The organism is Burkholderia sp. AU31624 (genome assembly GCF_020420065.1).
Lineage (GTDB): Bacteria > Pseudomonadota > Gammaproteobacteria > Burkholderiales > Burkholderiaceae > Burkholderia.
The window spans coordinates 1,134,187-1,150,760 of record NZ_JAIZRT010000001.1; the positions used below are offsets into that span (position 1 = coordinate 1,134,187).

The 16,574-nt window shown below is 65.5% G+C and carries 13 protein-coding genes, 2 rRNA genes, 1 pseudogene and 1 riboswitch; of the genes and pseudogenes, 8 read left to right on the forward strand and 8 right to left on the reverse strand.

Annotated features, from left to right (window positions below; translation table 11 throughout):
- Positions 1-146: 146 nt before the first annotated feature.
- Positions 147-773, reverse strand: a complete 627-nt coding sequence (locus tag LGM89_RS05155; protein WP_089475577.1) for a LysE family translocator — start codon at positions 771-773, stop codon at positions 147-149.
- 134 nt (positions 774-907) lie between these two features.
- Here LGM89_RS05155 and LGM89_RS05160 point away from each other — a divergent pair, with 134 nt between their 5' ends.
- A complete protein-coding gene (locus LGM89_RS05160) occupies positions 908-1,372 on the forward strand; it encodes an Lrp/AsnC family transcriptional regulator (protein WP_046549763.1) in 465 nt (154 codons plus the stop codon).
- Between the two features lie 126 nt (positions 1,373-1,498).
- On the opposite strand, the gene LGM89_RS05165 is transcribed toward LGM89_RS05160, so the two are convergent.
- Positions 1,499-2,410 carry a LysR family transcriptional regulator gene (locus tag LGM89_RS05165; protein ID WP_226272451.1) on the reverse strand — a complete coding sequence of 304 codons (912 nt, stop codon included), beginning with the start codon at positions 2,408-2,410 and terminating at the stop codon, positions 1,499-1,501.
- Positions 2,411-2,550: 140 nt separating this feature from the next.
- Between LGM89_RS05165 and speB the strand changes: the two genes are divergently transcribed.
- From speB to LGM89_RS05180, 3 genes are all read left to right on the forward strand, one after another.
- Positions 2,551-3,507, forward strand: coding sequence for an agmatinase (gene speB / locus LGM89_RS05170; RefSeq protein WP_226272452.1), 957 nt, complete (start codon positions 2,551-2,553; stop codon positions 3,505-3,507).
- Between the two features lie 54 nt (positions 3,508-3,561).
- Positions 3,562-4,887 (forward strand): MFS transporter, encoded by a 1,326-nt coding sequence (locus LGM89_RS05175; RefSeq protein WP_226272453.1) that lies wholly within the window; start codon positions 3,562-3,564, stop codon positions 4,885-4,887.
- Between the two features lie 172 nt (positions 4,888-5,059).
- Positions 5,060-6,562, forward strand: a complete 1,503-nt coding sequence (locus LGM89_RS05180) for a purine-cytosine permease family protein (RefSeq protein ID WP_226272454.1) — start codon at positions 5,060-5,062, stop codon at positions 6,560-6,562.
- Positions 6,563-6,668: 106 nt separating this feature from the next.
- On the opposite strand, the gene metE is transcribed toward LGM89_RS05180, so the two are convergent.
- Entirely contained in the window at positions 6,669-8,963 is a 2,295-nt protein-coding gene (metE, locus tag LGM89_RS05185) for a 5-methyltetrahydropteroyltriglutamate--homocysteine S-methyltransferase (RefSeq protein ID WP_226272455.1), read from the reverse strand.
- Between the two features lie 68 nt (positions 8,964-9,031).
- Between metE and LGM89_RS37360 the strand changes: the two are divergent.
- A pseudogene (locus LGM89_RS37360) lies at positions 9,032-9,199 on the forward strand (LysR family transcriptional regulator); the annotation flags it as partial.
- Between the two features lie 101 nt (positions 9,200-9,300).
- Here the strand turns inward: LGM89_RS37360 and LGM89_RS05195 are convergent.
- Positions 9,301-10,023, reverse strand: coding sequence for a CbtA family protein (locus LGM89_RS05195; RefSeq protein WP_226272456.1), 723 nt, complete (start codon positions 10,021-10,023; stop codon positions 9,301-9,303).
- Between the two features lie 13 nt (positions 10,024-10,036).
- A complete protein-coding gene (locus LGM89_RS05200; protein WP_006488502.1) occupies positions 10,037-10,246 on the reverse strand; it encodes a CbtB domain-containing protein in 210 nt (69 codons plus the stop codon).
- Between the two features lie 32 nt (positions 10,247-10,278).
- Positions 10,279-10,421: riboswitch (cobalamin riboswitch) on the reverse strand.
- 45 nt (positions 10,422-10,466) lie between these two features.
- Here LGM89_RS05200 and LGM89_RS05205 point away from each other — a divergent pair.
- From LGM89_RS05205 to LGM89_RS05215, 3 genes are all read left to right on the forward strand, one after another.
- Complete coding sequence (locus LGM89_RS05205; RefSeq protein WP_226272457.1) at positions 10,467-11,054, forward strand: histidine phosphatase family protein; 588 nt, start codon at positions 10,467-10,469, stop codon at positions 11,052-11,054.
- A gap of 185 nt (positions 11,055-11,239) precedes the next feature.
- On the forward strand, positions 11,240-12,832 hold the full coding sequence (locus LGM89_RS05210; protein ID WP_089496182.1) for an inorganic phosphate transporter: 1,593 nt from the start codon (positions 11,240-11,242) through the stop codon (positions 12,830-12,832).
- A 310-nt stretch (positions 12,833-13,142) separates the two neighbouring features.
- Complete coding sequence (locus LGM89_RS05215) at positions 13,143-13,886, forward strand: 2OG-Fe(II) oxygenase (protein ID WP_226272458.1); 744 nt, start codon at positions 13,143-13,145, stop codon at positions 13,884-13,886.
- A 273-nt stretch (positions 13,887-14,159) separates the two neighbouring features.
- Here the strand turns inward: LGM89_RS05215 and LGM89_RS05220 are convergent, their stop codons facing one another.
- The 3 genes from LGM89_RS05220 to LGM89_RS05230 all read right to left on the reverse strand — a co-directional run.
- Positions 14,160-15,584, reverse strand: coding sequence for a DHA2 family efflux MFS transporter permease subunit (locus LGM89_RS05220; protein ID WP_226272459.1), 1,425 nt, complete (start codon positions 15,582-15,584; stop codon positions 14,160-14,162).
- Positions 15,585-16,163: 579 nt separating this feature from the next.
- Positions 16,164-16,276 (reverse strand): 5S ribosomal RNA (rrf, locus tag LGM89_RS05225).
- Between the two features lie 188 nt (positions 16,277-16,464).
- Positions 16,465-16,574: ribosomal RNA gene (locus LGM89_RS05230) — 23S ribosomal RNA — on the reverse strand; the annotation flags it as partial.

Consider the following 16,574-nt stretch of genomic DNA (forward strand, 5'->3'; position numbering starts at 1 on the left):
AGTAACAGGGAGTTTAGAACAGTCAGACGATTTGCGCGCACGCCCTTCTGCGACGGGGCGCACGCGCGGGCCGGCGTTGCGCACGGCCTGCATCGAGTGCGGCGACGCGCCGCGCGACCTGCGCCGGCGCGCCGCCGCATCGGCACTCAGTCCATCGACAGGCGCAGCGCGAAGCCGATCAGCGCCGCGGAAAACGTCCAGCGCTGCACCGTCTGCGCGAGCGGATGCGCGCGCATCCACGCGGCGATCCGCGACGCGCCGAACACGCACGCGAGGTCGAAGCACACGCCGGCCGCCACCAGCAGTGCGCCCAGCTCGAACATCTGCAACACGACCGGCCCGGTCTCGGGACGCACGAACTGCGGCAGCAGCACCGAGCAGAACAGCAGCGCCTTCGGGTTCAGCAGGTTGGTGAGCAGGCCCTTCACGAACGACTGGCGCAGTTCGCCCGCCGAGGCCGCCGCATCGCCGTCGCCGAGCGCGAACACGGGCGAGCGGAACACCTGGATCGCGACATAGGCGAGATAGAGCGCGCCGCCGTAGCGGATCACTTCGTACAGCCACGGCGCGCTGCGAATCAGCGCGGCGACGCCGCAGGCGGACAGCGTCACGTGCGCGGTGCGCGCGAGCGACAGGCCGGCCGCCGCCGCCATCCCCGGCCGCACGCCGCGGCCGATGCTGGTCTGCAGCACCAGCGCCATGTCCGGCCCCGGCACCGCGTAAATGGCCGCCAGCGCGGCGAGATAAATCAACAGCAAATGCGTGGAAATCATGGTCTGCCCCTGTCCTCTTACGACGATATGTTGCCGCCAGAGGGCGAGGGATTATTGGCCATCTTTGGTTCAGGATTGGCGATCCGTAGGGGAATCCGCCACAATCATGAAATCCATAAAAGGATTCCGCCAACATGACCGAACTCGACAAAACCGACCGCGCCATCCTTGCCGCGGTGCAGCGCGACGGCCGCCTGCCGATCGCGCGCCTGGCCGATTCCGTGGGTCTTTCCGAGACGCCCTGCGCGCGGCGCCTGAAGCGCCTCGAAAACGACGGCTATATCGAGCGCTACCGCGCGCAGTTGTCACGCCAGGCGCTCGGTTTCGGCGTCGTCGCATTCGTGCTCGTGCGGTTCGCGACCCACGACCGCAAGACCGCCGACCGCTTCGAGCGGGAAGTCCTTGGCATCGAGCGGATCCTGGCGTGCCACAACGTGGCGGGCACGGCCGACTATCTGCTGCAGGTCGTGGCGCGCGACCTCGACGACTACGGCACGTTCCTGCGCGAATCGCTGCGGATGCTGCCGGGCGTGACGTCGATCGAATCGGCGCTGTCGCTGCGCGAGGTCAAGCACGACGCGGGGCTGCCGGTGCCGTGATGCCGGCGGGTGGCCGCCACGCGCAAGCCGCACCCGGCGCCCGATCCGTCACGTCGACGCCGATCGATATGGGCCGCGTCGAGCCGCACCGCCGCAACACTCGTCCACATTGTTGAGGCCGGCAGCCTATGCGATGTCGGGCGGCTGGTGCGCGCGTTCGAGATCCTCGAGAAACGCTTCCACGAGCGGATTGCCGCGCCCGTTGCGCGCGACGACCATGTGGAACGTCACGTCGTAGCGCAACTGCTCCGGATTGAGCGGCGCGAGCAGTCCCTGCGCGACGTACGGCGCCGCGAAGTGCTGCGGCAGGTAGCCGAGGTGGTGGCCGGACAGGATCAGCAGCGCGACGGCCTCCATGTTGTCGGCGGTCGCGGTCACGCGGTCGGGCGTCGTCGACATCTGCGCTTCGGGCAGCGGATACGAGCGCCACGCCCATTCGAAGCCCGCGACGTCAGCCGGCGTCAGCGCGCCGGCGCCGTCGAACAGCGGATGGCCGCGCCCGCAGTATGCGACCTGGCGCTCGATGAACAGCGGCGTGTAGTGCAGCGTCGGCACCCGGTGCCAGAAGTAGCCAACCGCGATCTGGATCTCGTCGCTCAGCAGCTTCTCCTCGAGATCGCCCGGCGCGCGCACGGAAATCGAGAAACGCACGGCCTCGTCGCGGGTGCGGAACGCGGCGATCGCCTCGGCGATCCGCGCGTTCTGGCTCACCGGCGTATGGCCGATCAGGCCGATGTGCAGCGTGCCGACCAGCTGGCGGTCCATGTGCCGCGCTGCCATCCCGAATTCGTCGAGCGCGGCGAGCAGCTTGCGGCTCATCGCGTGAAACCGCTCGCCCTTCGGCGTAAGCCGGAAACCGCTGCGGCCGCGCTCGCAAAGCCGGTAGCCGAGCCGCGTCTCGAGCGACGAAAGCTGCGCGCTGATCGTCGACTGCCCGACGTTCAGCACCGCCTGCGCGGCCGAGACGCCGCCCGCGTCCGTGACCGCGAGAAACACGCGGATCAACCGCAGATCGAGGGTCGACAGATTCCCCAGCACGTTCATCCCCTTCCATACATCGATGAAAATCGATGTTTACGTCGATATCTTCGCATTCTTCTTTGCGGGCCGAGCGCGTAAAACTGTGCGTCAAGCCGCGTCGCATGATACGGCAACCCCACATCGGAAGAGACAGCCCCATGAACGACCACACCCATTTCCAGCCGCTCGGCGGCAATGAAATGCCGCGCTGCGGCGGCATCGCGACGATGATGCGCCTGCCGCACGTGGCGAGCGCCGAAGGCCTCGACGCCTGTTTCGTCGGCGTGCCGTTCGATCTCGGCACCTCCAACCGCACCGGCGCGCGCTTCGGCCCGCGCCAGATCCGTACCGAATCCGTGCTGCTGCGCCCGTATAACATGGCCACGCGCGCCGCACCGTTCGATTCGCTGCAGATCGCCGATATCGGCGACGTCGCGATCAATCCGTACAACCTGCACGATTCCATCGCGCGCATCGAAGCCGCGTACGACGCGATCCTCGAGCACGACTGCAAGCCGATCACGCTCGGCGGCGACCATACGATCGCGCTGCCGATCCTGCGCGCGATCCACCGCAAGCACGGCAAGGTTGCATTGATCCACGTCGATGCACACGCCGACGTGAACGACACGATGATGGGCGAAAAGATCGCGCACGGCACGCCGTTCCGCCGCGCGGTCGAGGAAGGCCTGCTGCACGGAAACAAGGTCACGCAGATCGGCCTGCGCGGCACCGGCTACGCCGCCGAGGATTTCGACTGGTGCCGCGAGCAGGGCTTCCGCGTCGTGCAGGCCGAGGAATGCTGGAACAAGTCGCTCGCGCCGCTGATGGAAGAAGTGCGCGCGCGCGTCGGCGACACGCCCGTCTACATCAGCTTCGACATCGACGGCATCGATCCGGCGTACGCGCCGGGCACCGGCACGCCGGAGATCGCGGGCCTCACGGTGCCGCAGGCGCTCGAGATCATTCGCGGCGCGAAGGGGCTGAACATCGTCGGCTGCGATCTCGTCGAAGTCGCGCCGCCGTACGACCCGTTCGGCACCACGGCGCTGCTCGGCGCGAACCTCGCGTACGAGTTGCTGTGCGTGCTGCCGGGCGTCGCGTACCGCGACTGATCCCCGCGCCGCCACCTATTCCAAATCAGAGGATTCAGAGGAGCACACATAAAGATGGGGACTTCCGTCAAGCAACCCAAGCGGGCGGCGCTCGCGTCGTTCGTCGGCACCACGATCGAGTGGTACGACTTCTATAGCTACGCGACCGCCGCCGCCATCGTGTTCGGGCCGCTGTTCTTTCCCGGCGAAAACCGCTTCATCAGCCTGCTCGCGTCGTTCGGCTCGTTCGCGGTCGGCTTCTTCGCGCGGCCGCTCGGCGGCGTGATGTTCGGCTACCTCGGCGACCGCTTCGGCCGCAAGCGCTCGCTGCTCGCGACGCTGATGCTGATGGCCGTGTCGACCGTCGCGATCGGCCTGCTGCCGACCCATGCGCAAGCCGGCGTGATCGCACCGATCCTGCTCGTGCTGATGCGCGTGCTGCAAGGCATCGCGGTCGGCGGCGAATGGGGCGGCGCGGTGCTGCTCGCCGGAGAGCATGCACCGGAAGGCAAGCGCACGTTCTTCGCGTCGTTCGCGCAGCTCGGCAGCGCGAGCGGCCTGATCCTGTCGATGCTCGCGTTCGGCGCGATCAGCACGCTGTCGAAGGAAGACATGATGAGCTGGGGCTGGCGCGTGCCGTTCCTGGCAAGCTCCGTACTGCTGATCGTCGGCTTCGTGATCCGCGCGAGCGTGTCGGAGTCTCCCGAGTTCGAGGAAGTCAAGAAGAGCGGCAACATCGCGCAAAAGCCGCTGCGCGAAGCGCTCAAGTACTGGCCGCTGCTGCTGCTCGCGATCGGCGCGAACGTGTACGGCATCGCCGGCGTGTATTTCAGCAACATCTTCATGATCAGCTATGCGACGCAATTCCTGTCGCTCGACCGGTCGATGGTGCTGCATTGCATGACGATCGTCGCCGTGCTGCAGTTCGTCGTGCAGCTCGCGGCCGCGTTCCTCGCGCAGCGCTTCGGCACCACGCGCGTGCTGCTGATCACCGGCGCATGGGCCGCGATCGTCCCGTTCGTCATGCTGCCGCTCGTGCACCTGGGCACGCCGCTGTCGATCACGGTCGGCGTCGGCCTCGCGACGCTCGCGGAATCCGGCTACTACTCGGTGGTCGCAGGCTTCGTCAGCGGCATCTTCGTCGCACGCATCCGCTACACGGCGATCTCGATCGCGTACCAGGTGTGCGGCGCGCTCGCCGGCGGCCTCACGCCGCTCGTCGCGACCATCATCGCGCAGAACTCCGCGCCGCAATGGTGGCCGCTTGCGCTCCAGTACACGAGCGCCGCGATCCTGTCGTCGCTGTGCGTGTGGCTGATCTCGCGCCGCGTGAGCATCGACGATGCGGGCGCGGCGAACCGGAAGGAAACGCCGCTGCCGCGCGGCGCACGCACCGCGTAACCGCTCGCAACGGGCAGGCCCCTCGCCTGCCCGTTTTTCGTTGCACGCCCCGACGGTGCGTCGCACCGCCTCCCGGTTCCACGCTATTCATCGCTTGCCACGCGGACGTCGCGGCAGGCGGGCGCACGCGGTCGCCCTGCCGAACCGCGCACGACCCAGGAGACAAGTCGTCATGACCCGCCCCGACACCCTCGATCTCGGTCGCACCGAATCGGCCCGCCTTGCGATCGAGCACCACTCGATCGACTACATTCCCGAACACGAGCGCCACGCGAAGCTCGCCAGCCAGGGGCCGTTCTGGTTCCTCGGCAACTTCCATTTCTTCACGATCTCGATCGGCTTCGTCGGGCCCGGCATGGGCCTGTCCGCCGGCTGGACGACGCTCGCGGGCGCGCTCGGGATCATGTTCGGCACGATCTTCATGGCGTTTCACGGCTCGCAGGGGCCCGAGATGGGGCTGCCGCAGATGATCCAGTCGCGCGCGCAGTTCGGCTATCGCGGCGTGATCGTCGCGCTGCTCGCGACGTTGTTCGTGTTCGTCGGCTTCAACGTCGTCAACGTGTCGTTGATGGTCGACGGCGTGCACAACGTATTCGGCATCGATGGCGGCTTCGTCGCCGTCGCCGCCGTGACGACGGGCGCGCTGCTCGCCATTTACGGTCATGACCTGATGCATCGGACTTTCACGTGGGCGCTGATCGCGACACTGCCGCTCTACGCGCTCGTGACACTCACGCTCGCGTTCGGCCATGTGACGCCGGCACCCACCACCGTTGCGCCGGTTGCCGCGCCAGGCTTCAACTGGATCGCGTTCGCCACGCAATTCGCGATCGCCGCGAGCTACAACATTTCGTATGCCCCGTATGTGTCGGACTATTCGCGCTATCTGCCGAAAAACACGCGCCGCGCGAAGCTGATCGCCGTGATCTTCGCCGGCGCGTCGCTGTCGGGCACCTGGATGATCGGCCTCGGCGCGTGGCTCGCGCAGAAGCTGCATGCGGCCGATGCGCTGGTCGCGATGAACGACGTCGGCACGTCACTCGTGCCGGGCCTCGGCAAGCTGATCGCGATCGTCTCGCTGGTCGGCTTCCTGCCGATCATCGCGCTCAACGCGTACAGCGCGATGCTGACCGTACTGACCGCCGCCGATTCGATCGTGCCGATCCGGCCGACGCGCCGCGCGCGCGTTGCATCGATCATCGCGATCAGCACGTTCGTGCTTGCCTGCGTATTCGCGATCCGCGGCAACGGCATCGCGCTGCTGCAGACGTTCCTGACGCTGATGCTCTACTTCCTCGTGCCGTGGACCGCCGTGAATCTCGTCGACTATTTCTTCGTGCGCCGCGGTCACTATGCGATCGCGCACTTCTTCGTGCCGAACGGGCTCTACGGCGCGTGGCAACCGCGCGGCATCGTCGCCTACCTCGTCGGCTTCGCGGCGATGGTGCCGTTCTTCTACATCTTCGATGCCGAAGCAAACCGCGAGATTTTCGTCGGGCCGTTCGCTCGCATGCTCGGCGGCGTGGATATCGCGTGGCTCGTCGGCCTGGTCGTCGCGGGCGCTGCGTACTGGCTGCTGTCGCGGTCGCTCGACCTCGCACGCGAACGCCGCATCATTGCCGAGACGCCATCACCCGAGACGCTCACGGGGCCCCTCGAACACGAGCGCGCATGATCCCGCACTGCCCGTGACACCGGGCCCGCCCGTCACGGCATGAATCACGCCGCCGGCCGCCCCGCCCGACCATCGAGCGCGGCGGCCGGCACGCAACCTGCGCGCGTTATTGCACCGCGTTGCGCAGCGTCTTCGCGGCGGCGACCATGTTCGTCAGCGCTGGAATCACCTCCGCCCACTGGCGCGTCTTCAGGCCGCAGTCCGGGTTCACCCACAGGCGTTCCGCCGGAATCCGCTCGGCCGCCTTCTTCATCAGGCCGACGATGTGCTCCTGCGTCGGGATGTTCGGCGAATGAATGTCGTACACGCCCGGCCCGATTTCGTTCGGATACTTGAAGGTGTCGAACGCGTCGAGCAGCTCCATGTCCGAGCGCGACGTCTCGATCGTGATCACGTCCGCATCCATGTCGGCGATCGACGCGATGATGTCGTTGAACTCCGAATAGCACATGTGCGTGTGGATCTGCGTATCGTCCTGCACGCCGTTCGCGGTGATGCGGAACGATTCGACCGCCCACTTCAGGTACTCGCCCCACTGCGCGCGGCGCAGCGGCAGCCCTTCGCGCAGCGCGGCCTCGTCGATCTGGATCACGCGCACGCCGGCCTTCTCGAGATTGAGCACTTCTTCACGGATCGCCAGTGCAAGCTGGTAGCACGACACCGAGCGCGGCTGGTCGTCACGCACGAACGACCAGTTCAGGATCGTCACCGGGCCGGTCAGCATGCCCTTCATCGGCTTGTTCGTCAGCGACTGCGCGTACGTGATCCATTCGACCGTCATCGCCTTCGGGCGGCTGATGTCGCCGAACAGGATCGGCGGCTTCACGCAGCGCGAACCGTACGACTGCACCCAGCCGAACTGGCTGAACGCGTAGCCGTCGAGCTGCTCGCCGAAGTACTCGACCATGTCGTTGCGCTCGGCTTCGCCGTGCACGAGCACGTCGAGTTCGAGCGATTCCTGCTCGCGCACGCTGCGTTCGATCTCGGCGTGCATCGCCGCGCGGTAACCGGCTTCATCCAGCGCGCCGGCCTTGAACCGGCTGCGGGCCTGGCGGATTTCGCCGGTCTGCGGGAACGAGCCGATCGTCGTCGTCGGGAACGCCGGCAGGTTCAGGCGTGCCGACTGCTTCGGCGCGCGTTGCGTATAGGGGCTCGCGCGGTTGCCAAGCTGCGCGTCGATCCGGGCGATCGCGGCCTTCACAGCCGGGTTGTTCACGCGCGGCGACTGGCGGCGCGAATGAATCGCGGCGGCGTTCGCGGCCAGCGCGTCGGCCACCTTGTCGCGGCCTTCGTTCAGTGCGGTCGCGAGGACCTTCAGCTCGTCGAGCTTCTGCAGCGCGAACGCGAGCCATGAACGGATTTCCGCATCGAGCTTCTCCTCGCTCGCGAGATCGACCGGCACGTGCAGCAGCGAGCACGACGGTGCGAGCCACAGGCGATCGCCCAGTTGCTTCGCGAGCGGCTCGAGCCAGTCGAGCGTCGCGTTCAGGTCGGTCTTCCAGATGTTGCGGCCGTTGATCGCGCCCACCGACAGCACGCGCGCGGCCGGCAGGTCCCGCACCAACGCGTCGACTTCATCGCGTGCGTTGATCGCATCGACATGCAGGCCGTCGACCGACAGCGAGCTCGCGAGCGCCAGATTGCCCTGCAGTTGGCCGAAATACGTCGCGAGCAGCACCTTGATGCGGCGCGTTTCGAGCGCGGCGTACGCGGTCTTGAACGCTTGTTGCCATGCGTCGTCGAGTTCCGTGACGAGGATCGGCTCGTCGATCTGCACCCATTCGACGCCCTGCGCGGTCAGCGTGTCGAGCAGCGCGCCGTACACCGGCAGCAGCTTCGGCAGCAGTGCGAGGCGGTCGGAATCGTCCTTCGCCTTGCCGAGCCACAGATACGTGACGGGGCCGAGGATCACCGGCTTCGCGGCCACGCCCTGCGCCTGCGCTTCCGCCAGTTGCTGGAGCAGGCGCGACGGGTCGAGCGAGAAGTTCGTGTCCGCGTGGAATTCCGGCACGATGTAGTGATAGTTCGTATCGAACCACTTCGTCATTTCACCGGCCGCGACGCCGCCGCAGCACGCGGCATGCGCGTCCGCCGACTGCGCCGAACGGCCGCGCGCGACACGGAAATAGTTGTCGAGCACGTCGCCGTGGAAACCCTGCACGCGCTTCGGCAGGTTGCCGAGCGTGAAGCTCATGTCGAGCACCTGATCGTAGAACGCGAAGTCGCCGATCGACACCAGGTCCAGACCGCGCTGGTCGTTCCAGTGACGCTGGCGCAACTCGGCGCCAAGCGCCTTCAGCTCGTCGCGCGACGATTCGCCTTTCCAGTAGCGTTCGAGACCGAACTTGAGTTCGCGCTTCGCGCCGATGCGCGGAAAACCGAGGTTGTGTGTCGTGACCATGAGCTGCCGTCCAGAAGAGAAATTGCATGTCCGGGAGCCATGATAGGGATTTCAAATCATGAAATAAAATGGAATTATTTCATTTATCCATTAAAGTTATTCATGCACCTGTTGCGCGAGCGATATCCATGCTGGAACGATTCCATCTCGTCGTCATTCGTGAGGTCGAGCGCCAGGGCTCGCTGACCGCGGCCGCCCATGTGCTGCACCTCACGCAATCGGCGCTCAGCCATACCGGCATCGATCGACTATCTGGCCGCGTTCGTCGCGCTGGCGCGCGAATCGACGTGGAGCGCGCCACGCATGCTGCGCTAGGCACGCCCCGTTGCAATGTGCGTCAGGCGGCGCGCATGCCGATGCGTTCGCCGCGCTCGACCCACGCGCCGAACAGCAGGCCGATCGTCGTCCACATGATCACCTGCATGCCGATGGCCGCCACGCGGAACTTCCACAGCAAGGCCGCCGGGAACTCGGCCGGCAACTCGCTGACCGACGGCAGCCCGATCTGCACGGCCGCGATGATCGCGACGAACACGAGGCCGGCGACGATCGACGCGTTCCACTGCCCGAGCTTCGCCAGCAGATGGCGGCGCACGCTGACCGAGAACACCATCGTCGCGACCGAGATCGCGATCATCAGGAAGAACAACCCCGTGCGATAGCCGATCGTGTCGGGGTCGCCGACCGACGGCGGATTCGCCGGGTACTTGAGGTTCGGCACGATCACGAGCGCGACGAACGACGCCAGCGCGAGCCACGCAGCCAGCGGCCGTGCCGGGAGACGGCTGCCTCGGCCATACGCGTACGCAAAGACGAGCGAGAACAACCCGCCGAATGCCGCGCCGTAGGTCACGACGCCCGTCAGCAGACCGAGGCCGGCTTGCGTGTGGCGGCTGACCAGTTCGGGTTCCGGTGCTTCGCCTCGGGCGGCTTCGGTTTTTTCCTCGAAGGAGATTGCCTGATCGACTTGCGGTTCGCCGACGATTTTCGCGAAACCGAACGTGAGGAGGCCTGCGGCGATGCCTGCGAGCATCCCGCGCATGAGCAGCTTTCCGACCATCGTGAACTCCGCGTCAGTGGCAGGGGAAGCCGAGCAGATGGCGGCCGTCGTGGACGAACTCGTGGACATACATGCCCGGCACCAGCGACGTCGCGCCTTGTTCCGCACCGACGAAATACAGCGCGAGCAATAGGATCAGGCCGACGAACACGGCCCACGGCAACAGTTCGCGGACGGGGATGGGTGCCGGCACGACCGCCGGCTTCAGCACTGCTTCGCTCATGGATGCACCTCAGGGGAATCGCGCCCCGACAAATGTTGGATGGGTACGAAGGCAGGTCTGGCTTCCGGGATCATGGATCACCGGTTACAGTGGCGCGACCGCGCCGGAATTGCACCGGCTTCCGCGTTTCGTATCGGGCGAATTGTACGCGCGAACGTTCGCGTATTGAAGCGGCGACGGGTGATCGAATTCGCTCGTCCCGGATCATCCGCACAACGACATGAACATGCCTGCCTCGCTGCGCCTGATCGCGCACGCCTCGACCCGGGCAATGCGCACCGGTACGTTTCCCGACGACGACCCGCTCGACGCGCACGGGCTCGCCGACGCCGCGGCGCTGCACGACCGGTGGGCACGCGTGACCGGCGCGCGCGTGCTGTGCAGCCCGGCCCGCTGTGCGGTGCAGACCGCCGATGCGCTCGGCCTGCGTGCCGCCATCGATGACGCGCTGCGCGACATCGACTACGCAAACTGGCGCGGCAAGCGGCTGCACGACCTCGCGCGCGACCTGCCTGACGAATTGGGCGCGTGGATCGGCGATCCCTCCGCGTCCCCGCACGGCGGCGAATCGTTCGATGCAGCGATGCGCCGCGTCGGCACATGGTTGAACGCGCTGCAACACGGCCGCGACATCGTCGCCATCACGCATGCGCCGATCGTTCGCGCGGCCGTCGCGCATGCGCTGCGAATGGATCCCGGCGCGGCAATCCGCATCGACGTCGCACCACTGTCGTGCACGAGATTCGCTGCGTCGCCGCACGGATGGACGTTGATCGCCGCCGACGACCGGCGCGACACTGCGACGTAGCCGCTCGCCGTGTTGCATTGGCAATATCAGGCACGACACGAGCCGACGTGTCGCGTCGTATCGCGATTGCCTGGCGACGTTCACCTTACGCCGCTGCAAGACACGCCGTTCGTTGTCCCTGCTGTCATCAAACTGACTGCTAGCCGAAGCTAGGATCAGTCGCGGTTCCCTTACGAGATACCGTCATGAATCAGCCTGCTTCGTCTGCCCCGAACAATTCGGGTTCCGTCGAGCGCACCAAGCAGCTCGGCTACGCCGTCTTCCTGCTGGTGCTCGCGATCGGTGCGGTGTATATCGCCACGCACCTGATCGACGATCTGTCGCCGATGCGCGAAGGATCGCTGTTCCCGTACCTGATGCTCGGCGCCGCGCTGCTGATCGCGCTCGGCTTCGAATTCGTCAACGGTTTCCACGACACCGCGAACGCGGTGGCCACCGTGATCTATACGCACTCGCTGACACCGAACGTCGCGGTGATCTGGTCCGGCCTGTGGAACTTCCTCGGCGTGATGATCTCGAGCGGCGCCGTCGCGTTCGGCATCCTGCAACTGCTGCCGGTCGAGCTGATCCTGCAGGTCGGCAGCGGTGCGGGCTTCGCGATGGTGTTCGCGCTGCTGATCGCCGCGATCGTATGGAACCTCGCGACCTGGTATTTCGGGTTGCCGTCGTCGAGCTCGCATACGCTGATCGGGTCGATCATCGGCGTCGGGCTGATGAACCAGCTGATGCACGGGCCGTCCGGCACGAGCGGCGTCGACTGGGGCCAGGCGCTCGGCGTCGGCAAGTCGCTGCTGCTCTCGCCGCTCGTCGGCTTCCTGTGCGCGGCGCTGCTGCTGCTCGTGCTGAAAACCCTCGTGCGGATTCCGGAGCTGTACAAGGAGCCGCCGAAGGACCAGCCGCCGCCGTTCTGGATTCGTTGCCTGCTGATCCTGACCTGCACGGGCGTGTCGTTCGCGCACGGCTCGAACGACGGCCAGAAAGGGATGGGGCTCATCATGCTGATCCTGATCGGCACGGTGCCGACCGCCTATGCGCTGAACAAGGCCGTCACACCGGCCGAGACGCAGACCTTCGTGGCGGTCGCGAACCAGGCCGCCGCGACGTTCGGGAAGTACACGAACGGCGTTGCACCGTCCGCGAACCCGCGTGCCGACGTCGAGCTTTACGTCCAGCATCGCGAACTGACGCCGGCCGTGATCCCCGCCGTACAGCAGTTGTCCGCGTCGCTCGCCACCGCCGTCGGTGCATCGGGCTCGATGGCGGCCGTGCCGCAACGCGACGTCGACAACGTGCGCAACACGATGTATCTGGTCTCCGAAGCCATCCGCCTGATCGAGAAGTCCGGCCGGCCCGCGTTCGCCGCCGACGACAAGCTCGCGATCGACAACTATCGCAAGCAGCTCGACCACGCGACGAAGTTCATTCCGACGTGGGTGAAGGTGGCGGTCGCGATCGCACTGGGCCTCGGCACGATGGTGGGCTGGAAGCGGATCGTCGTGACCGTGGGCGAGAAAATCGGCAAGCAGCATCTGACGTACGGACAGGGCGCATCGGCCGAACTCGTCGCGATGCTCACGATCGGCGCGGCCGACGTGTACGGATTGCCGGTGTCGACGACGCACGTGTTGTCGTCGGGCGTCGCAGGCACGATGGCGGCGAACGGATCGGGCTTGCAGTGGGGCACGGTGCGCAGCCTCGTGCTGGCGTGGGTGCTGACGCTGCCGGCGTCGATCGTGCTTGCCGGCGGGCTCTACTGGCTGTTCCGGTCGGTGGCGTAAGCGGTGATGCAGCGGGTGGTCGGGAGGAGCCGGCTACCTGCTGGAGATGATTCGACCCTCGTCCCTCGCTGTTCCGCTGTTCCGTCTCGCCAATCCGACTCGTCGAGGCATTCGGTGCGTCCATGCCGTCGCGAATGCTCACCCTCTCCCTTTCCCGAATTGAAGCGCAAGATCTGGAGCGCGCCGGCGCATCGATATCCGTAGACTGGGCTCATCAACATTTACCGTGGACTCGACCGTGCGGACGACGTGCCCGAAGCATTCCGCACGACTGCATGGCGCCACATTGCTGACGAACCGAGCTATGCCCGTGAACATTGCCGACCTGCAACCCGCCGTCGAATCACTGGAAATTGCGCAACGCGTCGATGCGATCGACTGGACGACTGTCGATGCCGATCTCGATCGCTACGGATGCGCGCGCGCGCCGGGCCTGCTCTCGGCCAGCGAATGCGCGACGCTCGCGTCGCTCTATCCTCACGATGCGCTCTATCGCTCGCGCGTCGTGATGGCGCGGCACGGGTTCGGTCGCGGCGAATACAAGTATTTCGCGTATCCGCTCCCCGCGGTCGTCGCCGAGCTGCGTGCGACGCTCTACCCGCATCTCGCGCCCATCGCGAATCGCTGGAACACGGCACTCGGGATCGACGTCCGCTATCCGGCAGACCACGCGGTCTTCCTCGCTCGCTGCCATGCAGCAGGACAGACGCGACCGACGCCGCTGATCCTGCAATACGGCGCCGACGACTACAACTGCCTCCATCAGGACCTGTATGGCGAGCATGTCTTTCCGCTCCAGGTCGCGATCCTGCTGTCGGCGCCCGGCCGTGATTTCACGGGTGGGGAGTTCGTGCTGACGGAACAGCGACCACGCATGCAATCGCGCGCGGAAGTGGTGCCGCTGACACAAGGCGACGCCGTCATCTTTGCCGTGCACGGCAGGCCCGTGCAGGGAACGCGCGGCGTCTATCGCGTCAACCTGCGCCACGGCGTCAGCCGGATTCGGAGCGGCCATCGCCACACGGTCGGCATCATCTTCCATGACGCGCAGTGACGGCGAGCGGAATACGCACGATGCTCGCAGGCCATCCGTCACGCAGACGGATTTGTGCGGGAAATGCCGCGCATCCGGCATGCCAATCGCTCGTTACCCATCCGGATTCTTTGCAAACGGACATCGGCGCGCGACCAGTTCATCCATCCAATCCGGCAGATGACCGCTTTCGATTCGCTGCAGACCGTCGCGACTCGTCGGATCGACGTCTCAAGTGAGCGACAGGAAGCAGAAGCACTCACCTGTCGCAGCACAAGGTCGATGGGACCCGACCTACCCGCGCGCCACATTCGCCCGCAATCGATCACCCGCATCGGAGGCGAGCCGTGCGTAGCCCGGCAACGTCAGCAATGCGAGCACGCCCGCTGCGACGAATGCCCAGCGAAAGTCGTCGAGTACGTAGTGCATGCCGGCCGCATCGCCCCGCACCAACGCTGCGAGTCGAAGCGACAACGCACCGAACGCGATGCCCATTCCGATCGTCATCTGCTGAGCAGCGCTCCACAACGTGCTGGCCGCGCTTGTCTGCTGGGCCGGGATATCCGCATAGGCCAGCGTCGCGAGCGTCGTGAACTGCATCGACCGCGTCAGTCCGTAGACAAATACGACGAACAGCGTGATCGCCAGTGGCGTCGATGCAGTCAGCCAGCCGCACGCGATCGTGAAGAGGCCGACTATCGTCACGTCGACGAGTGCGACGCGCCGAAAGCCGTAGCGGTCGAGAATCCACGACGTTCCCGCCTTCATCCCGAGATTGCCGAGCGCACTCGCGAGCAGCAGCAGGCCGGACTGGAACGGCGACAGCCCGAAACCGATCTGGAACAGCAGCGGCAGCAGGTACGGCACGGCATTGATGGCCATCCTCGTGATCGACCCGGTGATCACGGTCACCGAGAACGTCGGCACTTTCAATGTCGTGAAGTCGAGCAGCGGATGTGCACAACGTTGCGCATGCCACCAGGCGGCGATGCCGAACACCACGCTCGCGCCCACCAGGACGGCTGCGCGCGTAAAGTGGACGTCCTGCTGGCCGGCCGCTTCGGTGCCGATCAACAGACAGGTCAGCGCACCTCCGGCGAGTACGAAGCCGCCCCAGTCGAGCGGTCGTTGCTCGTCGGCCCGCGTGTTCCGGACGATCAGCCAGGTACAGACCAGTGCGGCAATGCCGAACGGGACGTTCAGCAGGAAGATCCACCGCCATGATGCATAGGTCGTGATGAAGCCGCCGATCGGCGGCCCGACGACAGGAGCGACGATGCCTGGCCACGTGATCGTCGCGATCGCGCGCATCAGCTTCGCCTTCTCGGTGCTGCGAACGACGATCATGCGCCCGACCGGCACCATCATCGCCCCGCCGACGCCTTGCAGCAGGCGCGCAGCGGTGAATGTCACGACACCTTCGGACAACCCGCACAGCACCGACGCACCGGTAAAGACGACGATTGCACTGGCGAACACCGTGCGCGAGCCATACCGGTCCGCGATCCAGCCGCTGATCGGGATGAACACTGCCAGTGCCAGCATGTAGGCCGTCATCCCGAGGCTCAGCGCATTCGGCCCGACACCGAACGAGCGCGCCATTTGCGGTAGCGCGGTCGCGATCACGGTCGTGTCGAGGTACTCCATGAAGAACGTTGCGGCGACGAGATACGGCAAGAAGTCGGTCGTCCGACCACTTTGGGCAGGGCTATCAGTCATGAACGGTGCGGGAGACGGGATACGGCGGACCCCGACCGCCGGCGGTTGCCTGGAAGCACCGGGGATCGGGACGAACGGTGATATTACCCCGAAGGGCTTGCACCCCGCTCTGCAGGGCATGTCGCGCGAATGGACTTTATGCGCATAGATTTTTGTGATGATTTAGCGCTGAGTTTGTTGTGTGTGCCGGCGATCACGTCGATACACCGCGTCGAAGGACCGGTAGATGGTGCAAGATGCCTTTTGCCCGAACACATCAATTGCCAGCCATTTTCGACAAAACATCGCCCATCGTCAGCCATCATCGCGCCATTCGTGGATAAATCGACGTCTGATGGGGACTAATGGGAGGCCGATGGATGTGTGGTCCAGAGAGAGCGTCGGGAGAACATTGGAGGCCTGGGTCGACGCATTCGCCCCCCGGTTTCCGCCAGATCGAGGTGTGGCGCTGGGAAACGTGCCTGGAGGTAGGAGTGACGCGGAGCTGTATCCAGCCTGCTGTCCATCCCGCCGCAAAGCATTTCCGCCGCTGAAATGCAAAAACCCCCGCCTTTCGGGCGGGGGTTTCTGGCTTAGGGAGCCTGACGATTACCTACTTTCACACGGGAATCCGCACTATCATCGGCGTAGAGTCGTTTCACGGTCCTGTTCGGGATGGGAAGGGGTGGGACCGACTCGCTATGGTCATCAGGCAAAGAGGGTTGTTGTGCTGGCTTCGCAGCACAACCAATCTTGGAAGAAGCAGTAGTTTCGTTGGGTTGTGAGGTTGTATCTCACACATACGCGGTAGTTCAACCGCTGTACGTCGAGTGCCTTGCACTCGACGTTCGACATTCGTAGAGCGCTGAAGCGCTAACGACTGTCGAAACAGACTTGTTATAGGATCAAGCCTTACGGGCAATTAGTATCAGTTAGCTGAACGCATTACTGCGCTTACACACCTGACCTATCAACGTCCTGGTCTCGAACGACCCTTCAAGGGGATCTAGT